This is a genomic window from Pseudomonas sp. 21LCFQ02 (genome assembly GCF_024129895.2).
Classification (GTDB): domain Bacteria; phylum Pseudomonadota; class Gammaproteobacteria; order Pseudomonadales; family Pseudomonadaceae; genus Aquipseudomonas.
On the sequence record NZ_CM178749.1, the window covers coordinates 3,791,229 to 3,811,453 of the forward strand.

The 20,225-nt window shown below is 61.6% G+C and carries 20 protein-coding genes; 16 read left to right on the forward strand and 4 right to left on the reverse strand.

Annotated features, from left to right (window positions below):
* Positions 1-18: 18 nt before the first annotated feature.
* A complete protein-coding gene (locus NJC40_RS17175) occupies positions 19-897 on the reverse strand; it encodes a LysR family transcriptional regulator (RefSeq protein WP_045490084.1) in 879 nt (292 codons plus the stop codon).
* A 189-nt stretch (positions 898-1,086) separates the two neighbouring features.
* Between NJC40_RS17175 and leuC the strand changes: the two genes are divergently transcribed.
* From leuC to asd, 5 genes are all read left to right on the forward strand, one after another.
* Complete coding sequence (gene leuC, locus NJC40_RS17180; protein WP_253110487.1) at positions 1,087-2,511, forward strand: 3-isopropylmalate dehydratase large subunit; 1,425 nt, start codon at positions 1,087-1,089, stop codon at positions 2,509-2,511.
* 10 nt (positions 2,512-2,521) lie between these two features.
* A complete protein-coding gene (gene leuD / locus NJC40_RS17185; RefSeq protein ID WP_045490090.1) occupies positions 2,522-3,163 on the forward strand; it encodes a 3-isopropylmalate dehydratase small subunit in 642 nt (213 codons plus the stop codon).
* A 138-nt stretch (positions 3,164-3,301) separates the two neighbouring features.
* On the forward strand, positions 3,302-4,066 hold the full coding sequence (locus NJC40_RS17190; RefSeq protein ID WP_045490092.1) for a class I SAM-dependent methyltransferase: 765 nt from the start codon (positions 3,302-3,304) through the stop codon (positions 4,064-4,066).
* A gap of 63 nt (positions 4,067-4,129) precedes the next feature.
* On the forward strand, positions 4,130-5,212 hold the full coding sequence (gene leuB, locus NJC40_RS17195; RefSeq protein WP_253140415.1) for a 3-isopropylmalate dehydrogenase: 1,083 nt from the start codon (positions 4,130-4,132) through the stop codon (positions 5,210-5,212).
* Between the two features lie 66 nt (positions 5,213-5,278).
* A complete protein-coding gene (asd, locus tag NJC40_RS17200; RefSeq protein ID WP_045490095.1) occupies positions 5,279-6,391 on the forward strand; it encodes an aspartate-semialdehyde dehydrogenase in 1,113 nt (370 codons plus the stop codon).
* Positions 6,392-6,449: 58 nt separating this feature from the next.
* Here the strand turns inward: asd and NJC40_RS17205 are convergent, their stop codons facing one another.
* Positions 6,450-6,659: a hypothetical protein gene (locus NJC40_RS17205; protein WP_253140416.1), complete on the reverse strand. Its 210-nt coding sequence runs from the start codon at positions 6,657-6,659 to the stop codon at positions 6,450-6,452.
* Positions 6,660-6,971: 312 nt separating this feature from the next.
* Here NJC40_RS17205 and NJC40_RS17210 point away from each other — a divergent pair, with 312 nt between their 5' ends.
* From NJC40_RS17210 to NJC40_RS17230, 5 genes are all read left to right on the forward strand, one after another.
* Positions 6,972-7,967 carry a 2-dehydro-3-deoxygalactonokinase gene (locus NJC40_RS17210; protein WP_253140417.1) on the forward strand — a complete coding sequence of 332 codons (996 nt, stop codon included), beginning with the start codon at positions 6,972-6,974 and terminating at the stop codon, positions 7,965-7,967.
* A 1-nt stretch (position 7,968) separates the two neighbouring features.
* Positions 7,969-8,595 (forward strand): 2-dehydro-3-deoxy-6-phosphogalactonate aldolase, encoded by a 627-nt coding sequence (locus tag NJC40_RS17215; RefSeq protein WP_253140418.1) that lies wholly within the window; start codon positions 7,969-7,971, stop codon positions 8,593-8,595.
* A 53-nt stretch (positions 8,596-8,648) separates the two neighbouring features.
* Positions 8,649-9,797, forward strand: coding sequence for a galactonate dehydratase (gene dgoD, locus NJC40_RS17220; RefSeq protein ID WP_253140419.1), 1,149 nt, complete (start codon positions 8,649-8,651; stop codon positions 9,795-9,797).
* A gap of 57 nt (positions 9,798-9,854) precedes the next feature.
* The gene (locus NJC40_RS17225) at positions 9,855-11,165 is read left to right on the forward strand and encodes an MFS transporter (protein WP_253140420.1); all 1,311 of its coding nucleotides are present in this window, start codon (positions 9,855-9,857) and stop codon (positions 11,163-11,165) included.
* Between the two features lie 66 nt (positions 11,166-11,231).
* Positions 11,232-12,035, forward strand: coding sequence for an IclR family transcriptional regulator (locus tag NJC40_RS17230; RefSeq protein ID WP_253140421.1), 804 nt, complete (start codon positions 11,232-11,234; stop codon positions 12,033-12,035).
* On the opposite strand, the gene NJC40_RS17235 is transcribed toward NJC40_RS17230, so the two are convergent.
* Positions 12,036-13,088: an NAD(P)-dependent alcohol dehydrogenase gene (locus NJC40_RS17235; RefSeq protein ID WP_253140422.1), complete on the reverse strand. Its 1,053-nt coding sequence runs from the start codon at positions 13,086-13,088 to the stop codon at positions 12,036-12,038.
* Between the two features lie 170 nt (positions 13,089-13,258).
* Here NJC40_RS17235 and NJC40_RS17240 point away from each other — a divergent pair, with 170 nt between their 5' ends.
* Entirely contained in the window at positions 13,259-14,149 is an 891-nt protein-coding gene (locus NJC40_RS17240; protein WP_253110501.1) for an AraC family transcriptional regulator, read from the forward strand.
* A gap of 62 nt (positions 14,150-14,211) precedes the next feature.
* Here the strand turns inward: NJC40_RS17240 and NJC40_RS17245 are convergent, their stop codons facing one another.
* Positions 14,212-15,867 (reverse strand): electron transfer flavoprotein-ubiquinone oxidoreductase, encoded by a 1,656-nt coding sequence (locus NJC40_RS17245; protein ID WP_045490113.1) that lies wholly within the window; start codon positions 15,865-15,867, stop codon positions 14,212-14,214.
* Positions 15,868-16,350: 483 nt separating this feature from the next.
* Between NJC40_RS17245 and NJC40_RS17250 the strand changes: the two genes are divergently transcribed.
* The 5 genes from NJC40_RS17250 to NJC40_RS17270 all read left to right on the forward strand — a co-directional run bounded on the left by NJC40_RS17250 (position 16,351) and on the right by NJC40_RS17270 (position 20,100).
* Entirely contained in the window at positions 16,351-17,100 is a 750-nt protein-coding gene (locus NJC40_RS17250; protein ID WP_045490115.1) for an electron transfer flavoprotein subunit beta/FixA family protein, read from the forward strand.
* Entirely contained in the window at positions 17,101-18,030 is a 930-nt protein-coding gene (locus NJC40_RS17255) for an electron transfer flavoprotein subunit alpha/FixB family protein (RefSeq protein ID WP_253140423.1), read from the forward strand.
* A gap of 84 nt (positions 18,031-18,114) precedes the next feature.
* Entirely contained in the window at positions 18,115-18,933 is an 819-nt protein-coding gene (locus NJC40_RS17260; RefSeq protein WP_253140424.1) for a substrate-binding periplasmic protein, read from the forward strand.
* A gap of 10 nt (positions 18,934-18,943) precedes the next feature.
* Positions 18,944-19,300 carry a DUF4398 domain-containing protein gene (locus NJC40_RS17265; protein WP_144403282.1) on the forward strand — a complete coding sequence of 119 codons (357 nt, stop codon included), beginning with the start codon at positions 18,944-18,946 and terminating at the stop codon, positions 19,298-19,300.
* The gene (locus NJC40_RS17270) at positions 19,297-20,100 is read left to right on the forward strand and encodes an OmpA family protein (protein ID WP_492180357.1); all 804 of its coding nucleotides are present in this window, start codon (positions 19,297-19,299) and stop codon (positions 20,098-20,100) included. The genes NJC40_RS17265 and NJC40_RS17270 overlap by 4 nt, the downstream gene beginning before the upstream one ends.
* The last annotated feature ends 125 nt before the right edge of the window (positions 20,101-20,225 follow it).

The window sequence follows — 20,225 nt, forward strand, 5'->3', positions numbered from 1 at the left end:
TCAGCGTCCGGTAGCCCTTCAATGAGGGCTGGCTTGTGCGTCGAGCAGGGCCATGAACGCTCTGGCGGCATTGGATAGCGTGCGCTCGGTGTGCAGGATGTAGCCTAGCTGGCGATTGAGCTGTATGCCCGGCAACGGGATGCGCGCCACTTGTTCGTCGAGCATGGTGCGCGGCAGTACGCTCCAGGCCAGGCCAATGGAGACCATCATCTTGATGGTTTCCAGATAATTGGTGCTCATGGCGATGTCCGGCTTCAGGCCGCGGGCCTCGCACAGGCCGCTGACAATATGGTGGGTAAAGGTGTTTCCGCCGGGAAACACCGCCGGATAGCGCACAATGTCTTCCAGGCTTACCGGCCCGCTGTTGGCCAGCGGATGTTCCGGGGCGGCGACGAAGTCCAGCGGGTCCTCCCAGACTGCGACCGCCCGCACCAGGGTGTGGGGCGTGGGTGCCAGGGTGATCACCGCCAGTTCCGCGCGGCCATGGAGGATTTCTTCGTAGGCGATTTCCGAGTCGAGAAACTGGATGTCCAGCGCCACCTGCGGATACAGCCGGGTAAAGGTGCGCAATACCGGCGGCAGACGGTGCAGGCCGATATGGTGGCTGGTCGCCAGAGTCAGCCGGCCGCTGATCTCGCCGGTCAGGTTGGTCAGTGCCCGGCGGGTATCGTCCAGTACATTGAGAATCTGATAGGCGCGGGGCAGCAGGGCGCGGCCGGCCTCGGTCAGGCTGACTTCCCGGCCGAGGCGGTCAAACAGACGGACGTCAAGTTGCTGTTCCAGTCCTGCGATGCGTTTGCTTATGGCCGGCTGAGTCAGGTGCAGGCGTTCACCGGCACCGGAAAAGCTGCTGGTTTCGGCCACAGCAATAAAAGCGTTGAGATTGGCGAGATCCATGACGACGGATTCCAGTTGGTTATCCAAAGCATAAAAATTATGAATTGGAGTTATTTAAGCACATTCCATAGCATTGTCCGCACAAGCCAAGGGGTCATCGAGCACGATCACCCAAGGGGCTTCTAAAACGCAGGTAGTTTTTAGAGGTGCCCTCAAGGCATAGAAAGACGTTGATGAGGATACCGTCCGATGGCTGGCAAAACGCTTTACGACAAGTTGTGGGATTCCCATGTGGTCAAAGAACGCGACGACGGCTCGTCGCTGATCTATATCGACCGCCATATCATCCATGAAGTGACCTCGCCGCAGGCGTTCGAAGGTCTGCGCCTGGCTGGCCGCAAGCCATGGCGGGTAGACTCGATCGTCGCCACCCCGGACCACAACGTACCGACCACCGCCGAGCGCAAGGGCGGTATCGAGGCGATTGCCGACCAGGTCTCGCGTCTGCAGGTCCAGACTCTGGACGATAACTGTGACGAATACGGCATCACCGAATTCAAGATGAACGACCTGCGCCAAGGCATCGTCCATGTGGTCGGTCCGGAGCAAGGGGCCACCTTGCCCGGCATGAGCGTGGTCTGCGGCGACTCGCATACCTCGACCCACGGCGCTTTTGGTGCGCTGGCCCACGGTATCGGCACTTCGGAAGTCGAGCACGTGATGGCCACCCAATGCCTGGTCGCCAAGAAAATGAAAAACATGCTGGTGCGGGTCGAAGGCACGTTGCCGTTCGGCGTGACCGCCAAAGACATCGTCCTGGCTGTGATCGGCAAGATCGGTACCGCTGGCGGCAACGGCCATGCCATTGAGTTCGCCGGTAGCGCGATCCGTGACCTGTCGATCGAAGGCCGCATGACCATCTGCAACATGTCCATCGAAGCCGGTGCCCGTGTCGGTATGGTTGCCACTGACGAGAAAACCCTGGCGTACGTCAAGGGACGTCCATTCTCGCCCAAGGGCCAGGACTGGGACCGTGCGGTTGAAGTGTGGAAAGACCTGGTGTCTGACGCCGATGCCGTGTTCGACACCGTGGTCGAGCTGGACGCAGCGCAGATCAAGCCGCAGGTCAGCTGGGGCACTTCTCCGGAGATGGTCCTGGCCGTTGATGACAATGTGCCGGACCCGGCGCAGGAGCCGGACCTGGTCAAGCGTGGCTCTATCGAGCGGGCGCTGAAATACATGGGTTTGAAAGCCAACCAGCCGATCACCGATATCAAGCTCGACCGTGTGTTTATCGGCTCGTGCACCAACTCGCGGATCGAAGACCTGCGCGCTGCTGCAGAAATCGCCAAGGGCCGCAAGGTTGCCGCCACGGTCAAGCAGGCCATGGTGGTGCCAGGTTCTGGCCTGATCAAAGAGCAGGCCGAGAAAGAAGGCCTGGACAAGATCTTCATCGAAGCCGGTTTTGAATGGCGTGAGCCAGGCTGCTCGATGTGCCTGGCCATGAACCCTGACCGCCTGGGCTCTGGCGAACACTGTGCGTCGACCTCGAACCGCAACTTCGAAGGTCGCCAGGGCGCCGGTGGGCGTACCCACCTGGTCAGCCCGGCGATGGCCGCGGCGGCGGCGGTGACCGGTCGTTTCATTGATGTTCGCGAATTGATCCAGCACTAAGGAGTCCAGCATGAAAGCTTTTACCCAGCTCAACGGCCTTGTGGCACCTCTGGATCGTGCCAACGTCGACACCGACCAGATCATCCCCAAGCAGTTTCTCAAGTCGATCAAGCGCACCGGCTTCGGTCCGAACCTGTTCGACGAATGGCGTTATCTGGACGTGGGCCAGCCTTATCAGGACAACTCCAAGCGTCCGGTCAATCCGGAGTTCGTGCTTAACCACGCGCGCTATCAGGGCGCCAGCGTACTGCTGGCCCGGGAAAACTTCGGCTGCGGCTCCAGCCGTGAACACGCACCGTGGGCGCTGGAAGAATACGGCTTTCGCGCCATCATCGCGCCGAGCTATGCCGACATCTTTTTCAACAACAGCTTCAAGAACGGCATGCTGCCGATCATCCTGACCGAGCAGGAAGTCGACGAGTTGTTCAAGCAGGTAGAGGCCGAGCCAGGTTATCAGTTGAGCATCGATCTGCAGACCCAGACCGTGACTCGTCCTGATGGCAAAACCTACAGCTTTGAAGTCGATGCGTTTCGCAAGCATTGCCTGCTCAACGGCCTGGACGACATCGGTCTGACCCTGGTCGACGCCGATGCCATCCATGCGTTTGAAGCCAGGCATCGTGCCAGCCAGCCGTGGTTGTTCCGCGACTGACAAAACCTGCAACTAATGTTCTGCCCCGTGGTAGGAGCGGCTTTAGCCGCGAAGAGCCATTCGCGGCTAAATCTATTCGCTGCTAAAGCGGATCGCCGCCCGGCCGCTCCTACCGCATTTCACCCAAGGATCCAGGCCATGACCCAATCCGTGCATACCCAGGTTGTCCAGCGTCAATTCGGCGAGCAGGCGTCTGCCTATCTGAGCAGTGCCGTGCATGCCCAAGGCAGCGAGTTTGCGCTACTGCAGGCCGAGGTGGCCGGGCGCAGTGACGCGCGGCTGCTGGATCTGGGTTGCGGTGCGGGCCACGTTAGCTTTAATGTCGCCGCCTCGGTGGGGGAAGTCGTGGCCTATGACCTCTCCCGGCAAATGCTGGATGTGGTCGCGGCGACCGCGCAGGATCGCGGTTTTAGCAATATCCGCACGCAACAAGGCGCCGCCGAGCAGTTGCCATTCGCCGATGGCGAGTTTGATTTTGTGTTCAGCCGTTACTCGGCGCATCACTGGAGCGACCTGGGCCTGGCCCTGCGTGAAGTGCGGCGGGTGCTCAAGCCGGGCGGGGTGGCGGCGTTTGTCGATGTGATGTCGCCGGGCAGCCCGTTACTGGACACCTATTTACAGAGCGTCGAAGTGCTGCGTGACACCAGCCACGTGCGTGATTATGCGGCGGCCGAGTGGCTGCGCCAGGTCAGCGAGGCCGGGTTGTTCACCCGCAGTCACAGCCGCCAGCGGCTGCGCCTGGAGTTCACTTCCTGGGTTGAGCGCATGCGCACCCCGCAGGCCATGCGGGTAGCCATCCGCGAGCTGCAACAGGCGATGGGCGCCGAAGTTCGCGAGTATTTCGAGATTGAGCAAGATGGCTCGTTCAGCACCGATGTTCTGGTGCTGTGGGCCGAGCGATAAGTTTTTGCCCGCCCGCAGCGTTTACTTAAGGCACGTTGCGCGGCGCACACTACCGAGGATGTTATGAGCAAGCAGATTCTGATTCTCCCAGGCGACGGTATCGGTCCGGAAATCATGGCCGAAGCGGTCAAGGTGCTGGAGCTGGCCAACGATAAATACAGCCTGGGCTTTGAGCTGAACTTCGACGTGATCGGTGGCGCGGCCATCGATAAGCACGGCGTGCCGCTGGCTGACGAAACCCTGGAGCGCGCCCGTGCGGCCGATGCAGTCCTGCTCGGCGCTGTCGGCGGCCCGAAGTGGGACACCATTGAGCGTGACATTCGTCCTGAGCGCGGCCTGCTGAAAATCCGTTCGCAACTGGGCCTGTTCGGCAACCTGCGTCCGGCCATCCTGTATCCGCAACTGGCCGAAGCGTCCAGCCTCAAGCCTGAAATCGTGGCCGGCCTGGACATTCTGATCGTCCGTGAGCTGACCGGCGGCATCTACTTCGGCGCACCACGTGGCACCCGCGAGCTGGAAAACGGCGAGCGTCAGTCCTACGACACCCTGCCATACAGCGAAAGCGAAATCCGCCGTATCGCCAAGGTCGGCTTCGACATGGCCCGTGTGCGTGGCAAGAAGCTGTGCTCGGTCGACAAGGCCAACGTTCTGGCGTCCAGCCAGCTGTGGCGTGAAGTGGTCGAGCAGGTTGCCAAGGACTACCCGGACGTTGAGCTGAGCCACATGTATGTCGACAACGCCGCCATGCAACTGGTGCGTGCGCCCAAGCAGTTCGACGTGATCGTCACTGACAACATGTTCGGCGACATCCTGTCCGACGAAGCCTCGATGCTCACCGGCTCGATCGGCATGCTGCCCTCGGCGTCGCTGGATTCGAACAACAAGGGCATGTACGAGCCTTGCCACGGTTCGGCTCCGGACATCGCCGGTCAGGGCATTGCCAACCCGTTGGCAACCATCCTTTCGGTATCGATGATGCTGCGCTACAGCTTCAATCTGACCGATGCCGCCGATGCCATCGAGAAGGCCGTCAGCGTAGTCCTGGATCAGGACCTGCGCACCGGTGATATCTGGTCGCAAGGCAAGCAGAAGGTCGGCACTCGTGAAATGGGTGATGCGGTAGTCGCGGCGCTGCGAAATCTGTAATCTCTCTGGCCCGCCGTTGTTTGCCTGGGGTAATGCGGCGGTCCCACTTTTAGTTAAGGTGTTGCGATGAAACGTGTAGGTCTGATCGGTTGGCGTGGCATGGTCGGTTCCGTGCTCATGCAGCGGATGCGTGAAGAACAGGACTTCGACCTCATTGAACCGGTGTTCTTCACCACCTCCAATGTGGGTGGTGAGGCCCCGTCGGTAGGCAAGGACGTGGCTCCTCTGAAAGATGCGTACAGCATCGAAGAGCTGAAAACCCTCGACGTCATCCTGACCTGCCAGGGCGGCGACTACACCAACGAGGTGTTCCCCAAGCTGCGTGAAGCCGGCTGGCAAGGCTACTGGATCGACGCGGCTTCGAGCCTGCGCATGCAGGACGACTCGGTGATCGTGCTCGACCCGGTCAACCGCAAGGTCATTGACCAGCAGCTCGATGCCGGTACCAAGAACTACATCGGCGGCAACTGCACCGTCAGCCTGATGCTGATGGGGCTGGGCGGTCTGTTCGAAGCCGGTCTGGTCGACTGGATGACGGCCATGACTTACCAGGCGGCTTCCGGTGCCGGCGCGCAGAACATGCGTGAGCTGATTCGCCAGATGGGCGGCATCAATGCGGCGGTCGCCGATGACCTGGCCAACCCGGCCAGCGCCATCCTCGACATCGACCGCAAAGTGGCCGAGGCCATGCGCAGCGATGCGTTCCCGACCGAAAACTTCGGCGCACCGCTGGCCGGCAGTCTGATCCCGTGGATCGACAAAGAGCTGCCAAACGGCCAGAGCCGCGAAGAGTGGAAGGCCCAGGCCGAGACCAACAAGATCCTGGGCCGCTTCAAGAACCCGATCCCGGTCGACGGTATCTGCGTGCGCATCGGCGCCATGCGCTGCCACAGCCAGGCGCTGACCATCAAGCTGAACAAGGACGTGCCGATCGCCGACATCGAAGCCTTGATCAGCCAGCACAACCCTTGGGTCAAGCTGGTGCCGAACCACCGCGAAGCCAGCATCAAGGAACTGAGCCCGACTGCCGTGACCGGCACCATGAGCGTACCGGTTGGCCGGTTGCGCAAACTGAACATGGGTTCGCAATACCTGGGCGCCTTCACCGTAGGCGACCAACTGCTGTGGGGCGCGGCCGAACCGCTGCGTCGCATGCTGCGCATCCTGCTGGAGCGTTGATACCCGGCTACGGCCCCGTATAAGCCAAACCCGCGCCCTGAAAAGGCCGCGGGTTTTTTTATGGGCGCAGATTCTCGCCGCCGCCGCCGCCGTTGCCGTTGCCGTTGCCGTTGCCGTTGCCGTTGCCGTTGCCGTTGATTTTGATCTTCGTACAGAGATGGCACAAACGACGCGAGTCGCGACTTGGGCGCTGGCCGAGGGTAGGCGTCGATTCGGGGGAGAAACCGGCAGGGAAGCCGGTTTCAGGTGCGCTGGGCAGGACGCCCATCGCGCCGGCCCCCGAATCGATGCCGGACGGAGGGAAGTTCGCCCGCAGGGCGGACCCAAGCCAGGAGCAAGCGGTTTTCCCCTATTTTGCCAAGCACAAAATAGGGTCGCCCGTCGGGGCGAAACCCGCAGTCCAGACAACCGCGGCAATGATCCTTGCACAAAACGAAAGACCAATTCGCGACCATTCCAAATCATTGCGGTGCAACGACTTAATCCCTATATATGGGATGTAAATTTATATATTGAGAATTTATCCGCTCCGGGTTTATAGTCCGCCTCGCAGTCACTTAGAAAAACAACAGGTGAAGCGATGCAGGCGCAACTCATAGCGCTCGACTGGGGAACCACTTCCCTTCGGGCCTACCGACTCGGCCACCAAGGCCAGGTCCTCGAACACCGCTCTCTGAGCGCGGGCATCATGCAACTGCCCAGCACGCCCCGGCAGATCGCCGGGCAACCATGCAGCAACGGATTCGAACTGGCCTTCGATCAGGCCTGTGGTGACTGGCTGGATGCCGAGCCGCACCTGCCGGTGATTGCCTGCGGTATGGTCGGCAGCGCCCAGGGCTGGCGCGAAGCCGCCTATCAGCCAACCCCGGCCAGCCTTGACGCCCTGAGCGCCACACTCACCACGGTGCGCAGCGTGCGGGGCGTCGACATCCACATCATTGCCGGGGTGATCCAGCACTCGGCACTGCCTAACGTCATGCGCGGCGAAGAGAGTCAGGTGCTGGGCATCCTCGCCGGGCAGGGCAATGCTCAGTCACTGCTGATCGGCCTGCCCGGCAGTCACAGCAAATGGGTCCGGGTCAGCGAAGGGCGAATTGTCCACTTCGATACGTTCATGACCGGCGAGGTCTACGCCGCGCTGTGCGCCCACACCTTGCTGGGCCGCACCATGCAGCCGGGCGGCGAGTTCAACGTGCAGGCCTTCGAGCAAGGCGTTGCGGTGGCGTTATCCAGTGCAGGCCAGGCCGGTCTGCTGTCGACCATCTTCAGCAGCCGCACCCTCGGCCTGACCGGGCAACTGGCACCCGGCGCCCAGCCTGACTACCTGTCCGGGCTGCTGATCGGCCACGAACTGGCGGGGCTTTGCGCCTCGTTGCGCCAGCAGCAGGCGCCGTTACCGGCCGTGGTGCTGGTGGGCAGCGACAGCCTGTGCCAACGCTACCGGCAGGCTCTGGCGCTGGCCGGTTTTTCCTCCGTGACGCTGGCCGAGCAGGCCACCGAGCGCGGTCTCTGGCAGGTGGCGCGGCAAGCAGGCCTGTTGAGCTGCGCCGATTCTGTTTTGCTCAAGGAGCTCTGACATGTTTTTGCAAGCACTCAACAGCAACGCCCTGGTCGCGATCCTGCGCGGCCTGCGTCCCCAGGAAGCGCCAGCCATCGGTGAAGTGCTGTACGAGGCGGGCTTTCGGGTCATCGAGGTGCCGCTCAATTCGCCATCGCCGTTCGACAGCATCAGCCTGCTGCGGCGCAGCCTGCCCGCCGACTGCCTGGTCGGTGCCGGCACAGTGTTGCAGCCCGCGCAGGTGCAGCAGGTCAAGGACGCCGGAGGCCAGTTGATCGTGATGCCGCACAGCGATGCCGCTGTGCTGCGGGCCGCTAAAGCGGCCGGGCTGTTCCTGTCGCCCGGTGTCGCCACGCCGACCGAAGCATTCGCCGCGTTGGCCGAGGGCGCTGACGTTCTGAAGCTGTTCCCTGCCGAGCAAATGGCGCCGGCGGTGGTCAAGGCCTGGCTGGCGGTGCTGCCGGCGGGCACCGTGTTGCTGCCGGTGGGCGGCATTACGGCGGACAACATGCAGCCCTGGCTGGACGCCGGTGCGCGGGGCTTCGGGCTGGGCTCCGGGCTGTTCAAGCCGGGCATGAGCGCCGCTGAGGTCGCCAGCCGCGCCCAGGCGTATGTCGCGGCCTGGGCACGCAGCAGCGCCGCTTAATTTTCTGGCGGGCGCGGTAGGCGCCCGCATCGATAACAAGAGAGATCACAACGATGAAAATCACCAAACTGACCACCTTTATCGTTCCGCCACGCTGGTGCTTCCTCAAGGTTGAAACCGACCAGGGTGTGACCGGCTGGGGCGAGCCAGTGGTCGAAGGCCGCGCCCACACCGTCGCTGCGGCAGTGGACGAGCTGTCCGATTACCTGATTGGCAAAGACCCGCGCAATATCGAAGACATCTGGACCGTGCTCTACCGTGGCGGCTTCTATCGCGGCGGTTCGATTCACATGAGTGCCTTGGCCGGTATCGACCAGGCGCTGTGGGACATCAAGGGCAAGGCGCTGGGAGTCTCGGTCAGCGACCTGCTCGGTGGTCAGGTGCGTGACAAGATCCGGGTCTACTCGTGGATCGGCGGTGATCGCCCAGCCGACACCGCTCGGGCAGCCAAGGAGGCGGTGGAACGCGGTTTTACTGCAGTGAAGATGAACGGCACCGAAGAGCTGCAGTTTCTGGATACTTTCGATAAGGTCGACCGCGCGTTGGCCAGCGTGGCCGCGGTGCGCGACGCGGTGGGGCCGAACGTCGGTATCGGCGTGGATTTCCATGGCCGGGTGCACAAGCCCATGGCCAAGGTACTGATGAAGGAGTTGGACCCGTTCAAGCTGATGTTCATCGAAGAGCCGGTGCTCAGCGAGCACTATGAGGCGCTCAAGGAACTGGCGCCGCTGACCAGTACACCGATCGCGCTGGGCGAGCGGCTGTTCTCGCGCTGGGACTTCAAGCGGGTGCTCAGCGAAGGTTACGTCGACATCATCCAGCCCGACGCCTCGCATGCCGGCGGCATCACCGAAACCCGCAAGATCGCCAATATGGCCGAAGCCTACGACGTGGCGCTGGCCCTGCATTGCCCGTTGGGGCCGATTGCCCTGGCCGCGTGCCTGCAGCTGGATGCGGCTTGCTACAACGCCTTCATCCAGGAGCAGAGCCTGGGCATCCATTACAACGAAAGCAACGACCTGCTCGACTACGTCAAACACCCGGAAGTCTTCGACTACGAAGCCGGCATGGTGAAAATCCCCAACGGTCCGGGCCTGGGCATCGAGATCAACGAAGAGTACGTGCGCGAGCGCGCGGCCGTCGGCCATCGCTGGCGCAACCCGATCTGGCGGCATGCTGATGGCAGTTTTGCCGAGTGGTAAGAGGCGACCTGTGCGGTACTACACAAACTCATACAACTCCAATAAGAGGCAAACCTCATGAGTTCCCGGGCATTCGAATCGGCGGCGTCGCTGGCCACGCCGACCCGCAAACGCTATTTCATCATGGTGCTGCTGTTCATCACCGTGGTCATCAACTACCTGGACCGCAGCAACCTGTCGATTGCCGCGCCGGCGCTGACCAGCGAGCTGGGTTTGACGCCGGTCGAGGTCGGCCTGATCTTTTCGGCGTTCGGCTGGACCTACGCGGCCATGCAATTGCCCGGTGGCTGGCTGGTCGACCGTGTACCGCCACGGATTCTCTATACCGTGGCGCTGATCTCCTGGTCGGTGGCGACGGTGATGCTGGGTTTTGCGGCCAGCTTCATCGCCTTGTTCGTGCTGCGTATGGCGGTGGGGGCGCTGGAGGCTCCGGCCTATCCGATCAATAGCCGGGTGGTGACCTCGTGGTTCCCTGAGCGCGAGCGGGCCACGGCCATCGGCTTCTACACCTCCGGGCAGTTTGTCGGCCTGGCATTTCTGACTCCGGTACTGGCCTGGCTACAGGCCCATTACGGCTGGCACATGGTATTTGTGGCCACCGGTGCAGTGGGTATCCTCTGGGGCGTGATCTGGTATCTGGTGTATCGCGAGCCGCGCGACTTCAAGGGCGCCAATAACGCCGAGATTGAGCTGATTCGCGAAGGCGGCGGGCTGGTGGATATCCAGGCTGATACCGCCAGGCAAAAAGCCGGGTTCAAGTGGGCCGATCTCGGCATCGTGCTCAGTCAGCGCAAGCTGTGGGGGCTCTATCTGGGGCAGTTCTGCCTGAACTCGACCCTGTGGTTCTTCCTGACCTGGTTCCCTACCTATCTGGTCAAGTACCGGGGCATGGACTTCATCAAGTCCGGGTTGCTGGCTTCGTTGCCGTTCCTGGCAGCGTTCGTCGGCGTGCTGTGTTCGGGGGTCTTCTCCGACTGGCTGATCCGCCGCGGCCACAGCGTGGGGCTGGCGCGCAAGCTGCCGATCATCACTGGCCTGCTGATCTCCACGACCATCATCGGTGCCAACTACGTGGACTCGACCGGGCTGATCATCGCCTGTATGGCGGTAGCGTTCTTCGGCAATGGCCTGGCGTCGATCACCTGGTCGCTGGTATCGACCGTTGCGCCGGCGCGGCTGCTGGGCCTGACAGGGGGCACCTTTAACTTCATCGGCAACCTGGCGGCCATTGCCACGCCGATCATGATCGGTTTTCTGGCCACCGGTGATTCGTTCGCGCCGGCCATTACCTACATCGCCTGCCTGGCGTTGTTGGGAGCGCTGTCGTACATCCTGCTGGTGGGCAAGGTCGAGCGGATCGAGCTTTAGTTGCTGGTTCTGAGGCGGCTAGATGCCCATAATGCTGCCAGCTTTTTTGACGGAACCAGACCTGATATGGACAAGGCTTCAATGGCAGACGCCGATAAAGAACCGGCGCTGGCGGGTACGCAAACTCTGGTACGTGGCCTGGCCGTGGTTCAGGCAGTCGCGGCAGGTGCCCGGGACCTCAAAGACATCGCCAAGGCAATTGGTACCACCCGCAGCACCACCCACCGGTTGGCCAGTTGTCTGGTGCTGGAGCGCTATCTGCGGGTGGTGCCACAGGTCGGCTATCTGCTGGGGCCCAAGTTGATCGAGCTGGGCTTCCAGGCTCGGGAAGAATTGCCATTGGCGATGCTGGCCAGGCCCTATCTGGACCGGCTTTCGGAACTGACCGGCGATACCGTGCATCTGGCTGTGCGCGACGGCGATGAGGTGCTGTACCTGCACAAGAATCCAGGTCGCAACGGCCCGGAGATGCGCTCGCGGGTCGGGCACCGCATGCCATTGGTGCGCACCGGGATCGGCAAGGCGTTGTTGCTCGACAGCGCCGAGCAGGAATGGCAGCGGCTGTTCGACATCAGCCAGCCGGTCGCTGGCCGTGCCTCGACATTGCCGGCTCATGAGCCGCAGACCTGGGAGCAGTTGCGCCAGCGCCGCGAGGAGTATGTGCAGGGCGGCTATGCCTTCGACCTGGAAGACAACGAGCCGTCGATCCGCTGCGTTGCGGCGCCGGTGCGTGACGCCAGCCGACAGATCGTGGCTGGCATCAGCATCGCCAGCACTGTGCCGTATATGCCGCTGGAGAAAATGGCCGAACTGGTGCCGCTGATCAAAGACCTGGCGGCGCAGCTGTCGGCCGAACTGGGCGCGGTGTGATCAGGCCTTGAGCGTCGCCATGTCGATGACGAAGCGGTACTTCACGTCACCGGCCAGCATGCGTTCGTAGGCCTGATTGATGTTGCGGATGTCGAGCATTTCGATATCGCAACGGATGTCGTGTTCAGCGCAGAAATCCAGCACTTCCTGGGTTTCGGCGATGCCACCGATCAGTGAGCCGGCCAGTACCCGGCGCTTCATGACCAGGTTGGCGGCATGTATCGGTGGGTCGATCGGTTCGATCAGGCCGACCAGAATGTGCACACCGCCGAAGGTCAGAGTGTCCAGGTAGGGATTGAGGTCGTGCTGCACCGGAATGGTGTCGAGCAGGAAATCAAAGCGGCCGGCGGCGGCTTTCATCTGTTCGGCATCGGTGGACACGATCACATGGTCGGCACCCTGACGGCGTGCCTCGGCCGCTTTGCTGGCAGAGCGGGTGAACAGCGTGACCTCGGCGCCCATCGCCTTGGCGAACTTGATCCCCATATGGCCCAGGCCGCCCATGCCCAGCACGCCGACCTTGTGCCCGGCGCGCACGCCATGGAGCTTGAGCGGCGAGTAGGTGGTGATGCCGGCGCACAGGATCGGCGCCGCGGCTGCCGCATCGAGTTGTTCCGGGATGCGTACGACGAAGTGCTCGCTGACCACGATGCTGCTGGAGTAGCCGCCCATGGTGTTGCTGCCATCGACCCGGTCCGGGGTGGCGTAGGTCATGGTCGGGCCTTCCAGGCAGTATTGCTCAAGGTCTGACTGGCAGGCGCTGCAGGTGCGGCACGAGTCGACCATGCAACCGACACCGACCAGATCACCGGTCTTGTAGCGGGTGGCCTGCGGACCGGTGGCAGTGACCCGGCCGACGATTTCATGGCCGGGCATCAGCGGGTAGACGGCAATCCCCCATTCATTGCGGGCCTGGTGAATATCTGAGTGGCAGACGCCGCAGTAGAGGATTTCGATGGCCACGTCGTCAGCGCGCAAGGCGCGACGTTCGAAGGTCATCGGCGCCAGCGGCGCGGTAGGGGATTGAGCAGCGTAACCGATAGCGGTGTACATCAGAGGGGCCTCGCAAATGACAAGCTGTTGAGGCGGTGCATTGTCGTGCGCTACGCCGCGCCCGGCGATGGCGAATTCTCCGTGATTCTTGCCTGATTCTCCGGCGTATGCTGTATCGCTGCTCAGATCTGCGATGATAGGCGTGTCTGTTTCTCTGTCAGTACTGTTTGATGCAATTGACTCGATACCTTGAAGCCAATACGACGCTTGTGGCCCTGATTCGCTCTCTGGCGCCGCAGCCGGGTTGGGCGTATACCCGTTTGCCGGACGTAAAGCTGATCAGCGCGTTCAGCCATATGGGCAGCAGCCCGCAGATCTACGAGCCGAGCCTGATGATCGTCGCCCAGGGCAGCAAGGTGGCGTTTCTGGGGTCGCGGACCTTCGAGTACGGCGCCGGGCATTACCTGATCCAGGCCTTGTCGGTGCCGTTCAAGTGCGAAACCTTCGCTGCGCCGGACATGCCGCTTTACGGTGTGTCAGTGGCGATTGATCGTACCGTGCTGGCCGAACTGGTGCAGGCCATGGGCCCGACGGCTGCAGGCGAAAGCCGGATGCAGACCCCTGAGTCGATGAGTTCGGTGCAGTTCGACGTGGGCATGCGTGAGAGTGTCGAGCGGTTGTTGCGTTGCCTGCACGATCCGCTGGAGTGTCAGGTGATGGGCCAGGCGCGGGTGCGCGATGTGCTGTACAGCGCGCTGCGCGGTCCGCAGGCGGGTGTGCTGCGGGCACTGGTCGAGCAACAGGGGCAGTTCGCCCGGGTCGCCGCGGCGGTCAATTACCTGCACGATCATTTCGCCGAGCCGCTGAATGTCGAGACCCTGGCGCGTTGCGCCAATATGAGCGTGTCGACCTTCCATGAACACTTCAAGCGCAGCACCTTGCTCAGCCCGGTGCAATACCTCAAGCGCCTGCGTCTGCTGCGTGCCCAGCAGATGCTGGTCAGCGACGCAATGGGTGTGGCTCAGGTGGCATTGCAGGTGGGCTATCAGAGTGCCTCGCAGTTCAGTCGCGAGTACAAGCGCTACTTCGAGCGCAGCCCGGGGCAGGAGAGAGGGGTTTAGCGTCACGGTAGGAGCAGCTTTAGCTGCGAAGCTTTCGCGGCTGAAGCCGCTCCTACGGTGCATTACATGTTGGGGTAGTTGGGCCCGCCTGCGCCTTCAGGTGCCACCCAGGTGATGTTCTGCGCCGGATCCTTGATGTCGCAGGTCTTGCAGTGCACGCAGTTCTGGGCGTTGATCTGAAAGCGTTTCTCGCCGTCTTCCTGGGTCACCACTTCGTACACGCCGGCCGGGCAGTAGCGCTGTGCAGGCTCGTCGTAGAGTGGCAGGTTCTGGCTGATCGGGATGCTCGGGTCTTTGAGCTTCAGGTGGCAGGGCTGTTCCTCTTCATGGTTGGTGCTGGAGAGAAATACCGAGCTGAGCTTGTCGAAGCTGAGCTTGCCGTCCGGTTTCGGGTAGTCGATCTTTTTGGAATCGGCAGCGAGCTTCAGGCAGGCATGGTCCGGCTTGGTGTCGTGCAGGGTAAAGGGCAGCTTGTTGGCGAAGATATTCTGCTCAAGGAAGGCAAAGCCGGCGCCGAGAATCGGGCCGAACTTGTGCATCGCCGGGCCGAAGTTGCGTGAGGCGAACAGTTCGTCGTGCAGCCAGCTGGCCTTGAAACCCTCGACATAGCCGGTCAGTTCGTCGCCGCCTTGGTTGCCCGCCAGCAGTTGCTCGGCCACCGCGTCGGCGGCCAGCATGCCGGACTTCATGGCCGTGTGGCTGCCTTTTATTTTCGAGAAGTTCAGGGTGCCCAGGTCGCAGCCGATCAGCGCGCCGCCGGGGAACACCATCTTCGGCAGCGAGTTGTAGCCGCCTTTGACGATGGCGCGGGCGCCGTAGCTGATGCGCTTGCCGCCTTCGAGGTACTGGCTGGCGACCGGATGGTGCTTGTAGCGCTGGAATTCGTCAAATGGCGACAGGTACGGGTTGCTGTACGACAGGTCGATGATCAGGCCGACCACCACCTGGTTGTTCTCCAGGTGATAAAGGAACGAGCCGCCCATGTTGGCGTTGTCCAGCGGCCAGCCGGCGGTGTGCACCACCAGGCCCGGTACGTGTTTGGCCGGGTCGATTTCCCACAGTTCCTTGATACCGATGCCGTAATGCTGCACGTCGGCTTCGCTGTCGAGTTCAAAGCGCTTGATCAGTTGCTTGCCCAGGTGGCCGCGGCAACCTTCGGCGAACAGCGTGTATTTGCCACGCAGTTCCATGCCGGGGGTGTACAGGCCGTCCTTGGGCTGGCCTTCGCGGTCCACGCCCAGGTCGCCGGTGATGATGCCGCGCACGATGCCGGCCTCGTCGAACAATACTTCCTGGGCGGTAAAGCCTGGGTAGATCTCGACGCCCAGGTTCTCGGCCTGCTGGGCCAGCCAGCGGCACAGGTTACCCAAAGAGATAATGTAGTTGCCTTCGTTGTGCATGGCTTTGGGCACAAAGAAATCAGGCACCTTGATCGAACTCTGCTCGCTGCGCAGGACATAGATGTCATCGCGCACCACGGGCGTATTGAGCGGGGCGCCCAGTGCTTTCCAGTCGGGGAACAGCTCTTCCAGGGCGCGGGGTTCGAATACCGCTCCGGAGAGGATGTGGGCGCCAACTTCGGAGCCTTTTTCAACCACGCAGACGCTGATTTCCTGGCCGGTTTGAGCGGCCTTCTGTTTCAGGCGGCAAGCGGCGGAAAGCCCGGAGGGCCCGGCTCCGACGATGACCACGTCGAATTCCATGTATTCGCGTTCCACAGGCTATCTCCTACAAATGGCTCACGGTGTCTTTATAAGCTCTGGCGATAAACGACAGCGGCAACAGTCGATTTCGCGGCTTCTTTCTAAGTTCAGGCAGTATATCTACACCATCGGCAAGGTCCAATACAAACGTTTGTTTGAATCGGTTGAAACCCTTATAAATCCTAGCGGCGGGACTCATGACTGGCCGATATGTCGTATTGACCGTCCGGGAGGTTGCAGTCAAGATACGGGCGGTTTGGTACTGGCTGCAGGTCGATAAAACTCGACCAGACCTGTAAAGGCGTGCGGCCGTGAAGTGTGGTTAAACACTTCGTGCCTGTTTGTGCGGCGCATTCTACACGGCCTTGCGGCCATTGGCCGGCTAAAAATCGGCCTTGTAATGCGTGTGCACGCCCCAGGATTGCTTGTTGAGGACGCATTCCAATCGCCTGGCCGTGTCCAGGCGGCTTCTATTCATCGGAGAGTAACGAGGAATCCATGAAGGTTCTTGTAGCTGTCAAAAGAGTGGTCGACTACAACGTCAAGGTTCGCGTCAAGGCGGACAACTCCGGCGTCGACCTGGCCAACGTCAAGATGTCCATGAACCCCTTCTGCGAAATTGCCGTCGAAGAGGCCGTGCGTCTGAAAGAGAAGGGCGTTGCCAGCGAGATCGTCGTGGTCAGCGTGGGTCCGTCCACCGCTCAGGAACAACTGCGCACCGCGCTGGCGCTGGGCGCCGACCGTGCCGTACTGGTTGAGTCCGCTGAAGAACTGACCTCGCTGGCGATTGCCAAGCTGCTCAAGGCGGTGGTCGACAAGGAACAGCCGCAACTGGTGATCCTCGGCAAACAGGCGATCGACAGCGATAACAACCAGACCGGCCAGATGCTCGCCGCGCTGAGCGGTTACGCTCAGGGCACCTTTGCCTCCAAGGTCGAAGTCAATGGCGACAAGGTTGCTGTGACCCGTGAGATCGACGGCGGTCTGCAGACGGTTGCGCTGAACCTGCCTGCCATCATCACCACCGACTTGCGACTGAACGAGCCGCGCTACGCATCCTTGCCCAACATCATGAAGGCCAAGAAGAAGCCACTGGAAACCCTGACCCCTGAAGCGTTGGGTGTTTCCACAGCCTCGACCAACAAGACCATCAAGGTCGAGGCGCCAGCAGTGCGCAGCGCCGGCATCAAGGTCAAGTCGGTGGCTGAACTGGTCGAAAAACTGAAGAACGAAGCGAAGGTAATCTAAATGACTATTTTGGTTATCGCTGAACACGACAAGGGTGCGCTGGTTCCGGCGACTCTCAATGCTGTAGCGGCCGCCCAGAAAATCGGCGGCGACATTCACGTGCTGGTCGCAGGTGCCGGCGTATCGGCGGTTGCCGAAGCGGCCGCCAAGATCTCCGGTGTGGCCAAGGTGCTGGCTGCCGACAACGCAGCCTACGCTCACCAGTTGCCGGAAAACGTCGCGCCACTGATCGTCGAGCTGGCCAAGGGTTACAGCCACGTGCTGGCGGCTGCGACCTCCAATGGCAAGAACATCCTGCCGCGCGTTGCCGCGCAACTGGATGTTGACCAGATTTCCGAAATCGTCTCGGTCGAGTCGGCAGACACTTTCAAGCGTCCGATCTACGCCGGTAACGCTATTGCCACCGTGCAATCGAGTGCAGCGGTCAAGATCATTACCGTGCGTACCACCGGTTTCGACCCGGCTGCCGCCGAAGGTGGCTCTGCTGCTGTCGAAACCGTGGCTGCCGCGCACAATGCCGGTACCTCGAGCTTTGTCAGCGAAGAGCTGGCGACCTCTGACCGTCCAGAGCTGACCGAGGCGCGGGTGGTGGTGTCCGGCGGTCGCGGCATGGGCAACGGTGACAACTTCAAGCACCTGTACAGCCTGGCCGACAAGCTCGGTGCTGCGGTCGGTGCCTCGCGTGCGGCCGTTGACGCAGGCTTTGTGCCTAACGACATGCAGGTCGGTCAGACCGGCAAGATCGTCGCGCCGCAACTGTACGTCGCTGTCGGTATTTCCGGGGCGATCCAGCATCTGGCTGGCATGAAAGACTCCAAGGTGATCGTTGCGATCAACAAGGATGAAGAGGCGCCAATCTTCCAGGTGGCTGACTACGGTCTGGTAGCCGACCTGTTCGAAGCCGTACCGGAGCTGGAAAAGCTGGTCTGATCCGGCATCCTGCCCTATAAAAGAACCCGCCCGGTTTGGTGACGAACCGGCGGGTTTTTTGTTTTCTGATACCAGGGGTTTTGCATGGGCGCCTTTCGAGTTCTCTGGCCGTGCGTGCTGGCGGGCTGGCTGATGTCACCCGCTATGGCCGCAGCGGCAGCCAAGTGCGAGCGGCTGATCGCCAGTGGCAGTCCGGATGCGCCACCGTACCTGTGGCGCGATCCGCAGGACCCCAGGCAACTGATGGGTGCCAATGCCGACCTGCTCCGGCAGGCCGCGCAGGAGTTGGGCATCACCGTAGAGATGCTCTACGCCGGCAAGCGCAGCCAGGCACAAGAGGAAGTGCGTAGCGGGCGGATGGATCTGCTGGTCGATGCCAGTCTGAATTCGGCGCAACTGGAGGCTTTCGATTACCTTCAGCCGGCCATCAGCCATAACGAAATCGTGCTCTGGACGCGTGCCGATTCCGGCCTGGCCGCGCAGAGTCTTGCTGATTTGCAGGGGCTCTCCGGGGTGCGCTCTCAAAGAACCCGGCTGACGCCGGAGTTCGAGGCGCTTGCCGGTGCGCAGCTACAGTTGCAAACCGTGGGCGGCCTGACTGCGGCGTTGCAGAAGCTGGCACTGGGTGAGGTCGACTACGCTCTGGCAGGGCGCTACGCAGGCCGGGTGCTGGTCGAGTCGCTGGGCCTGGCGGCTGACTTGCAGGCGCTGGGGCTGGTGGTTGATCGGCCGGGGTTTCATCTGGCGTTATCGTCCAATTCAGCCTGCAACGACCCTTGGTTGCGCGGACAACTGACGAAAAAGATGACAGAATCGGCAGCTTCGGGCCTTGCCGATGAGGCCATAAAACGCAATCTGGATCTGTGGAAACGCCAGTTGCAGCAGCCCGTTTCCAAACAGTAGGAATGGTTTAGTGAGTACTCGCTTTTTGGTCGCCGGCATGGCGGCTGTCATTGTGGCCGGGTGTGCGAACGATCCGGCGCCCACCGAACAAATGAAACTGACCGAGCAAGCCATTGCCCAGGCCAAGGCAGTAGGGGCCGAAGGTGAAGAGCTGCCGCAGATGCAGCAGGCCGAAGAGCGCTATGCCGCCGCGCGTGCCGAGCTGCTCAAACAGTCCTACAAGAATGCGCGCATGCAGGCCGAGCGGGCTGAGCTGGATGCCCGGCTGGCCGAGGCGCAAACCCTGACCCTCAAGAGTGAAGAGCAGCGTGCGCAACTCGAAGCTCGCCTTGAACGTCTGCGCAAGCAGTTGAAGGAGGCGCAATGAGTCGTCTGCCGCATATTCTGAGTGTCTGTGCAGTGCTGGGGTTGGCCGGCTGTGCCGGCCAGTACTCGGGCGATCAGGCTTTACACAAAGCCAGTGCCGATTTTCAGCGGGTCAAGGAAGATCCTGATGTGCTGCGCAGTGCGCCCAAGGATGTGATTCGCGCCGGAGAATCGCTGGGGCGTGCCGAGCGGCTGTCGAGCTATCTGGGCAGTGGCGCGGATGTTGCGCATTACGCTTACCTGAGCAGTCGCTACAGTGAAATTGCCCGTGAGCACACTAATCTGGCGCTGTCGCAAGAGCGTATGGCCAGGATGGAGCTTGAGCGTCAGCGGCTGCAACTGGGGTTGCGTGAAGCCAGGCTGGCCGGTGCCCGGCAGCAGGGCAAGTGGGTCGAAGAGCAGATCATGCTGGCCACTACCCAGAGCGATCGCGGTCTGGTCATGACCTTGGGCGATGTGTTGTTCGATCAGGGCGATGCGCAGTTGAAGAACTCCGCCAATCGTACCCTGCTCAAGATCGTCCAGTTCCTGCAACTGCACCCGCGACGTGTGGTACGCATTGAGGGTTACACCGACAACACCGGCGAGCGTCAGGACAATCTCAAGTTGTCCCGGGATCGTGCCCAGGCCGTTGCGGATGTGCTGATCGACCTGGGAGTGGAAGAAAAGCGTGTTGAAGTCATTGGCTACGGCGCGCAGTTTCCTGTTGATGTGAATGCGACAGAGCGGGGCAGGGCGCAGAATCGTCGGGTTGAAATCGTCTTTTCCGACGATAAAGGACGGCTCGGCATTGCCCGATAAACACAGGGTCCAAAAAAAGCCCGAGCCCGGTAGGGTGCTCGGGCTTTTTTTGGCCTTAAGACCGCTGCTTTTGGCATTTATGCCATCCAAATATTTCTGTCAGGGTGCACAATACGGCTTCTGTG

Coding starts and splice junctions, on each gene's coding strand:
- NJC40_RS17175 (WP_045490084.1), bottom strand. CDS start 897: ATGGATCTCGCCAATCTCAACGCTTTTATTGCTGTGGCCGAAACCAGC.
- leuC (WP_253110487.1), top strand. CDS start 1,087: ATGGCTGGCAAAACGCTTTACGACAAGTTGTGGGATTCCCATGTGGTC.
- leuD (WP_045490090.1), top strand. CDS start 2,522: ATGAAAGCTTTTACCCAGCTCAACGGCCTTGTGGCACCTCTGGATCGT.
- NJC40_RS17190 (WP_045490092.1), top strand. CDS start 3,302: ATGACCCAATCCGTGCATACCCAGGTTGTCCAGCGTCAATTCGGCGAG.
- leuB (WP_253140415.1), top strand. CDS start 4,130: ATGAGCAAGCAGATTCTGATTCTCCCAGGCGACGGTATCGGTCCGGAA.
- asd (WP_045490095.1), top strand. CDS start 5,279: ATGAAACGTGTAGGTCTGATCGGTTGGCGTGGCATGGTCGGTTCCGTG.
- NJC40_RS17205 (WP_253140416.1), bottom strand. CDS start 6,659: ATGGGCGTCCTGCCCAGCGCACCTGAAACCGGCTTCCCTGCCGGTTTC.
- NJC40_RS17210 (WP_253140417.1), top strand. CDS start 6,972: ATGCAGGCGCAACTCATAGCGCTCGACTGGGGAACCACTTCCCTTCGG.
- NJC40_RS17215 (WP_253140418.1), top strand. CDS start 7,969: ATGTTTTTGCAAGCACTCAACAGCAACGCCCTGGTCGCGATCCTGCGC.
- dgoD (WP_253140419.1), top strand. CDS start 8,649: ATGAAAATCACCAAACTGACCACCTTTATCGTTCCGCCACGCTGGTGC.
- NJC40_RS17225 (WP_253140420.1), top strand. CDS start 9,855: ATGAGTTCCCGGGCATTCGAATCGGCGGCGTCGCTGGCCACGCCGACC.
- NJC40_RS17230 (WP_253140421.1), top strand. CDS start 11,232: ATGGACAAGGCTTCAATGGCAGACGCCGATAAAGAACCGGCGCTGGCG.
- NJC40_RS17235 (WP_253140422.1), bottom strand. CDS start 13,088: ATGTACACCGCTATCGGTTACGCTGCTCAATCCCCTACCGCGCCGCTG.
- NJC40_RS17240 (WP_253110501.1), top strand. CDS start 13,259: ATGCAATTGACTCGATACCTTGAAGCCAATACGACGCTTGTGGCCCTG.
- NJC40_RS17250 (WP_045490115.1), top strand. CDS start 16,351: ATGAAGGTTCTTGTAGCTGTCAAAAGAGTGGTCGACTACAACGTCAAG.
- NJC40_RS17255 (WP_253140423.1), top strand. CDS start 17,101: ATGACTATTTTGGTTATCGCTGAACACGACAAGGGTGCGCTGGTTCCG.
- NJC40_RS17260 (WP_253140424.1), top strand. CDS start 18,115: ATGGGCGCCTTTCGAGTTCTCTGGCCGTGCGTGCTGGCGGGCTGGCTG.
- NJC40_RS17270 (WP_492180357.1), top strand. CDS start 19,297: ATGAGTCGTCTGCCGCATATTCTGAGTGTCTGTGCAGTGCTGGGGTTG.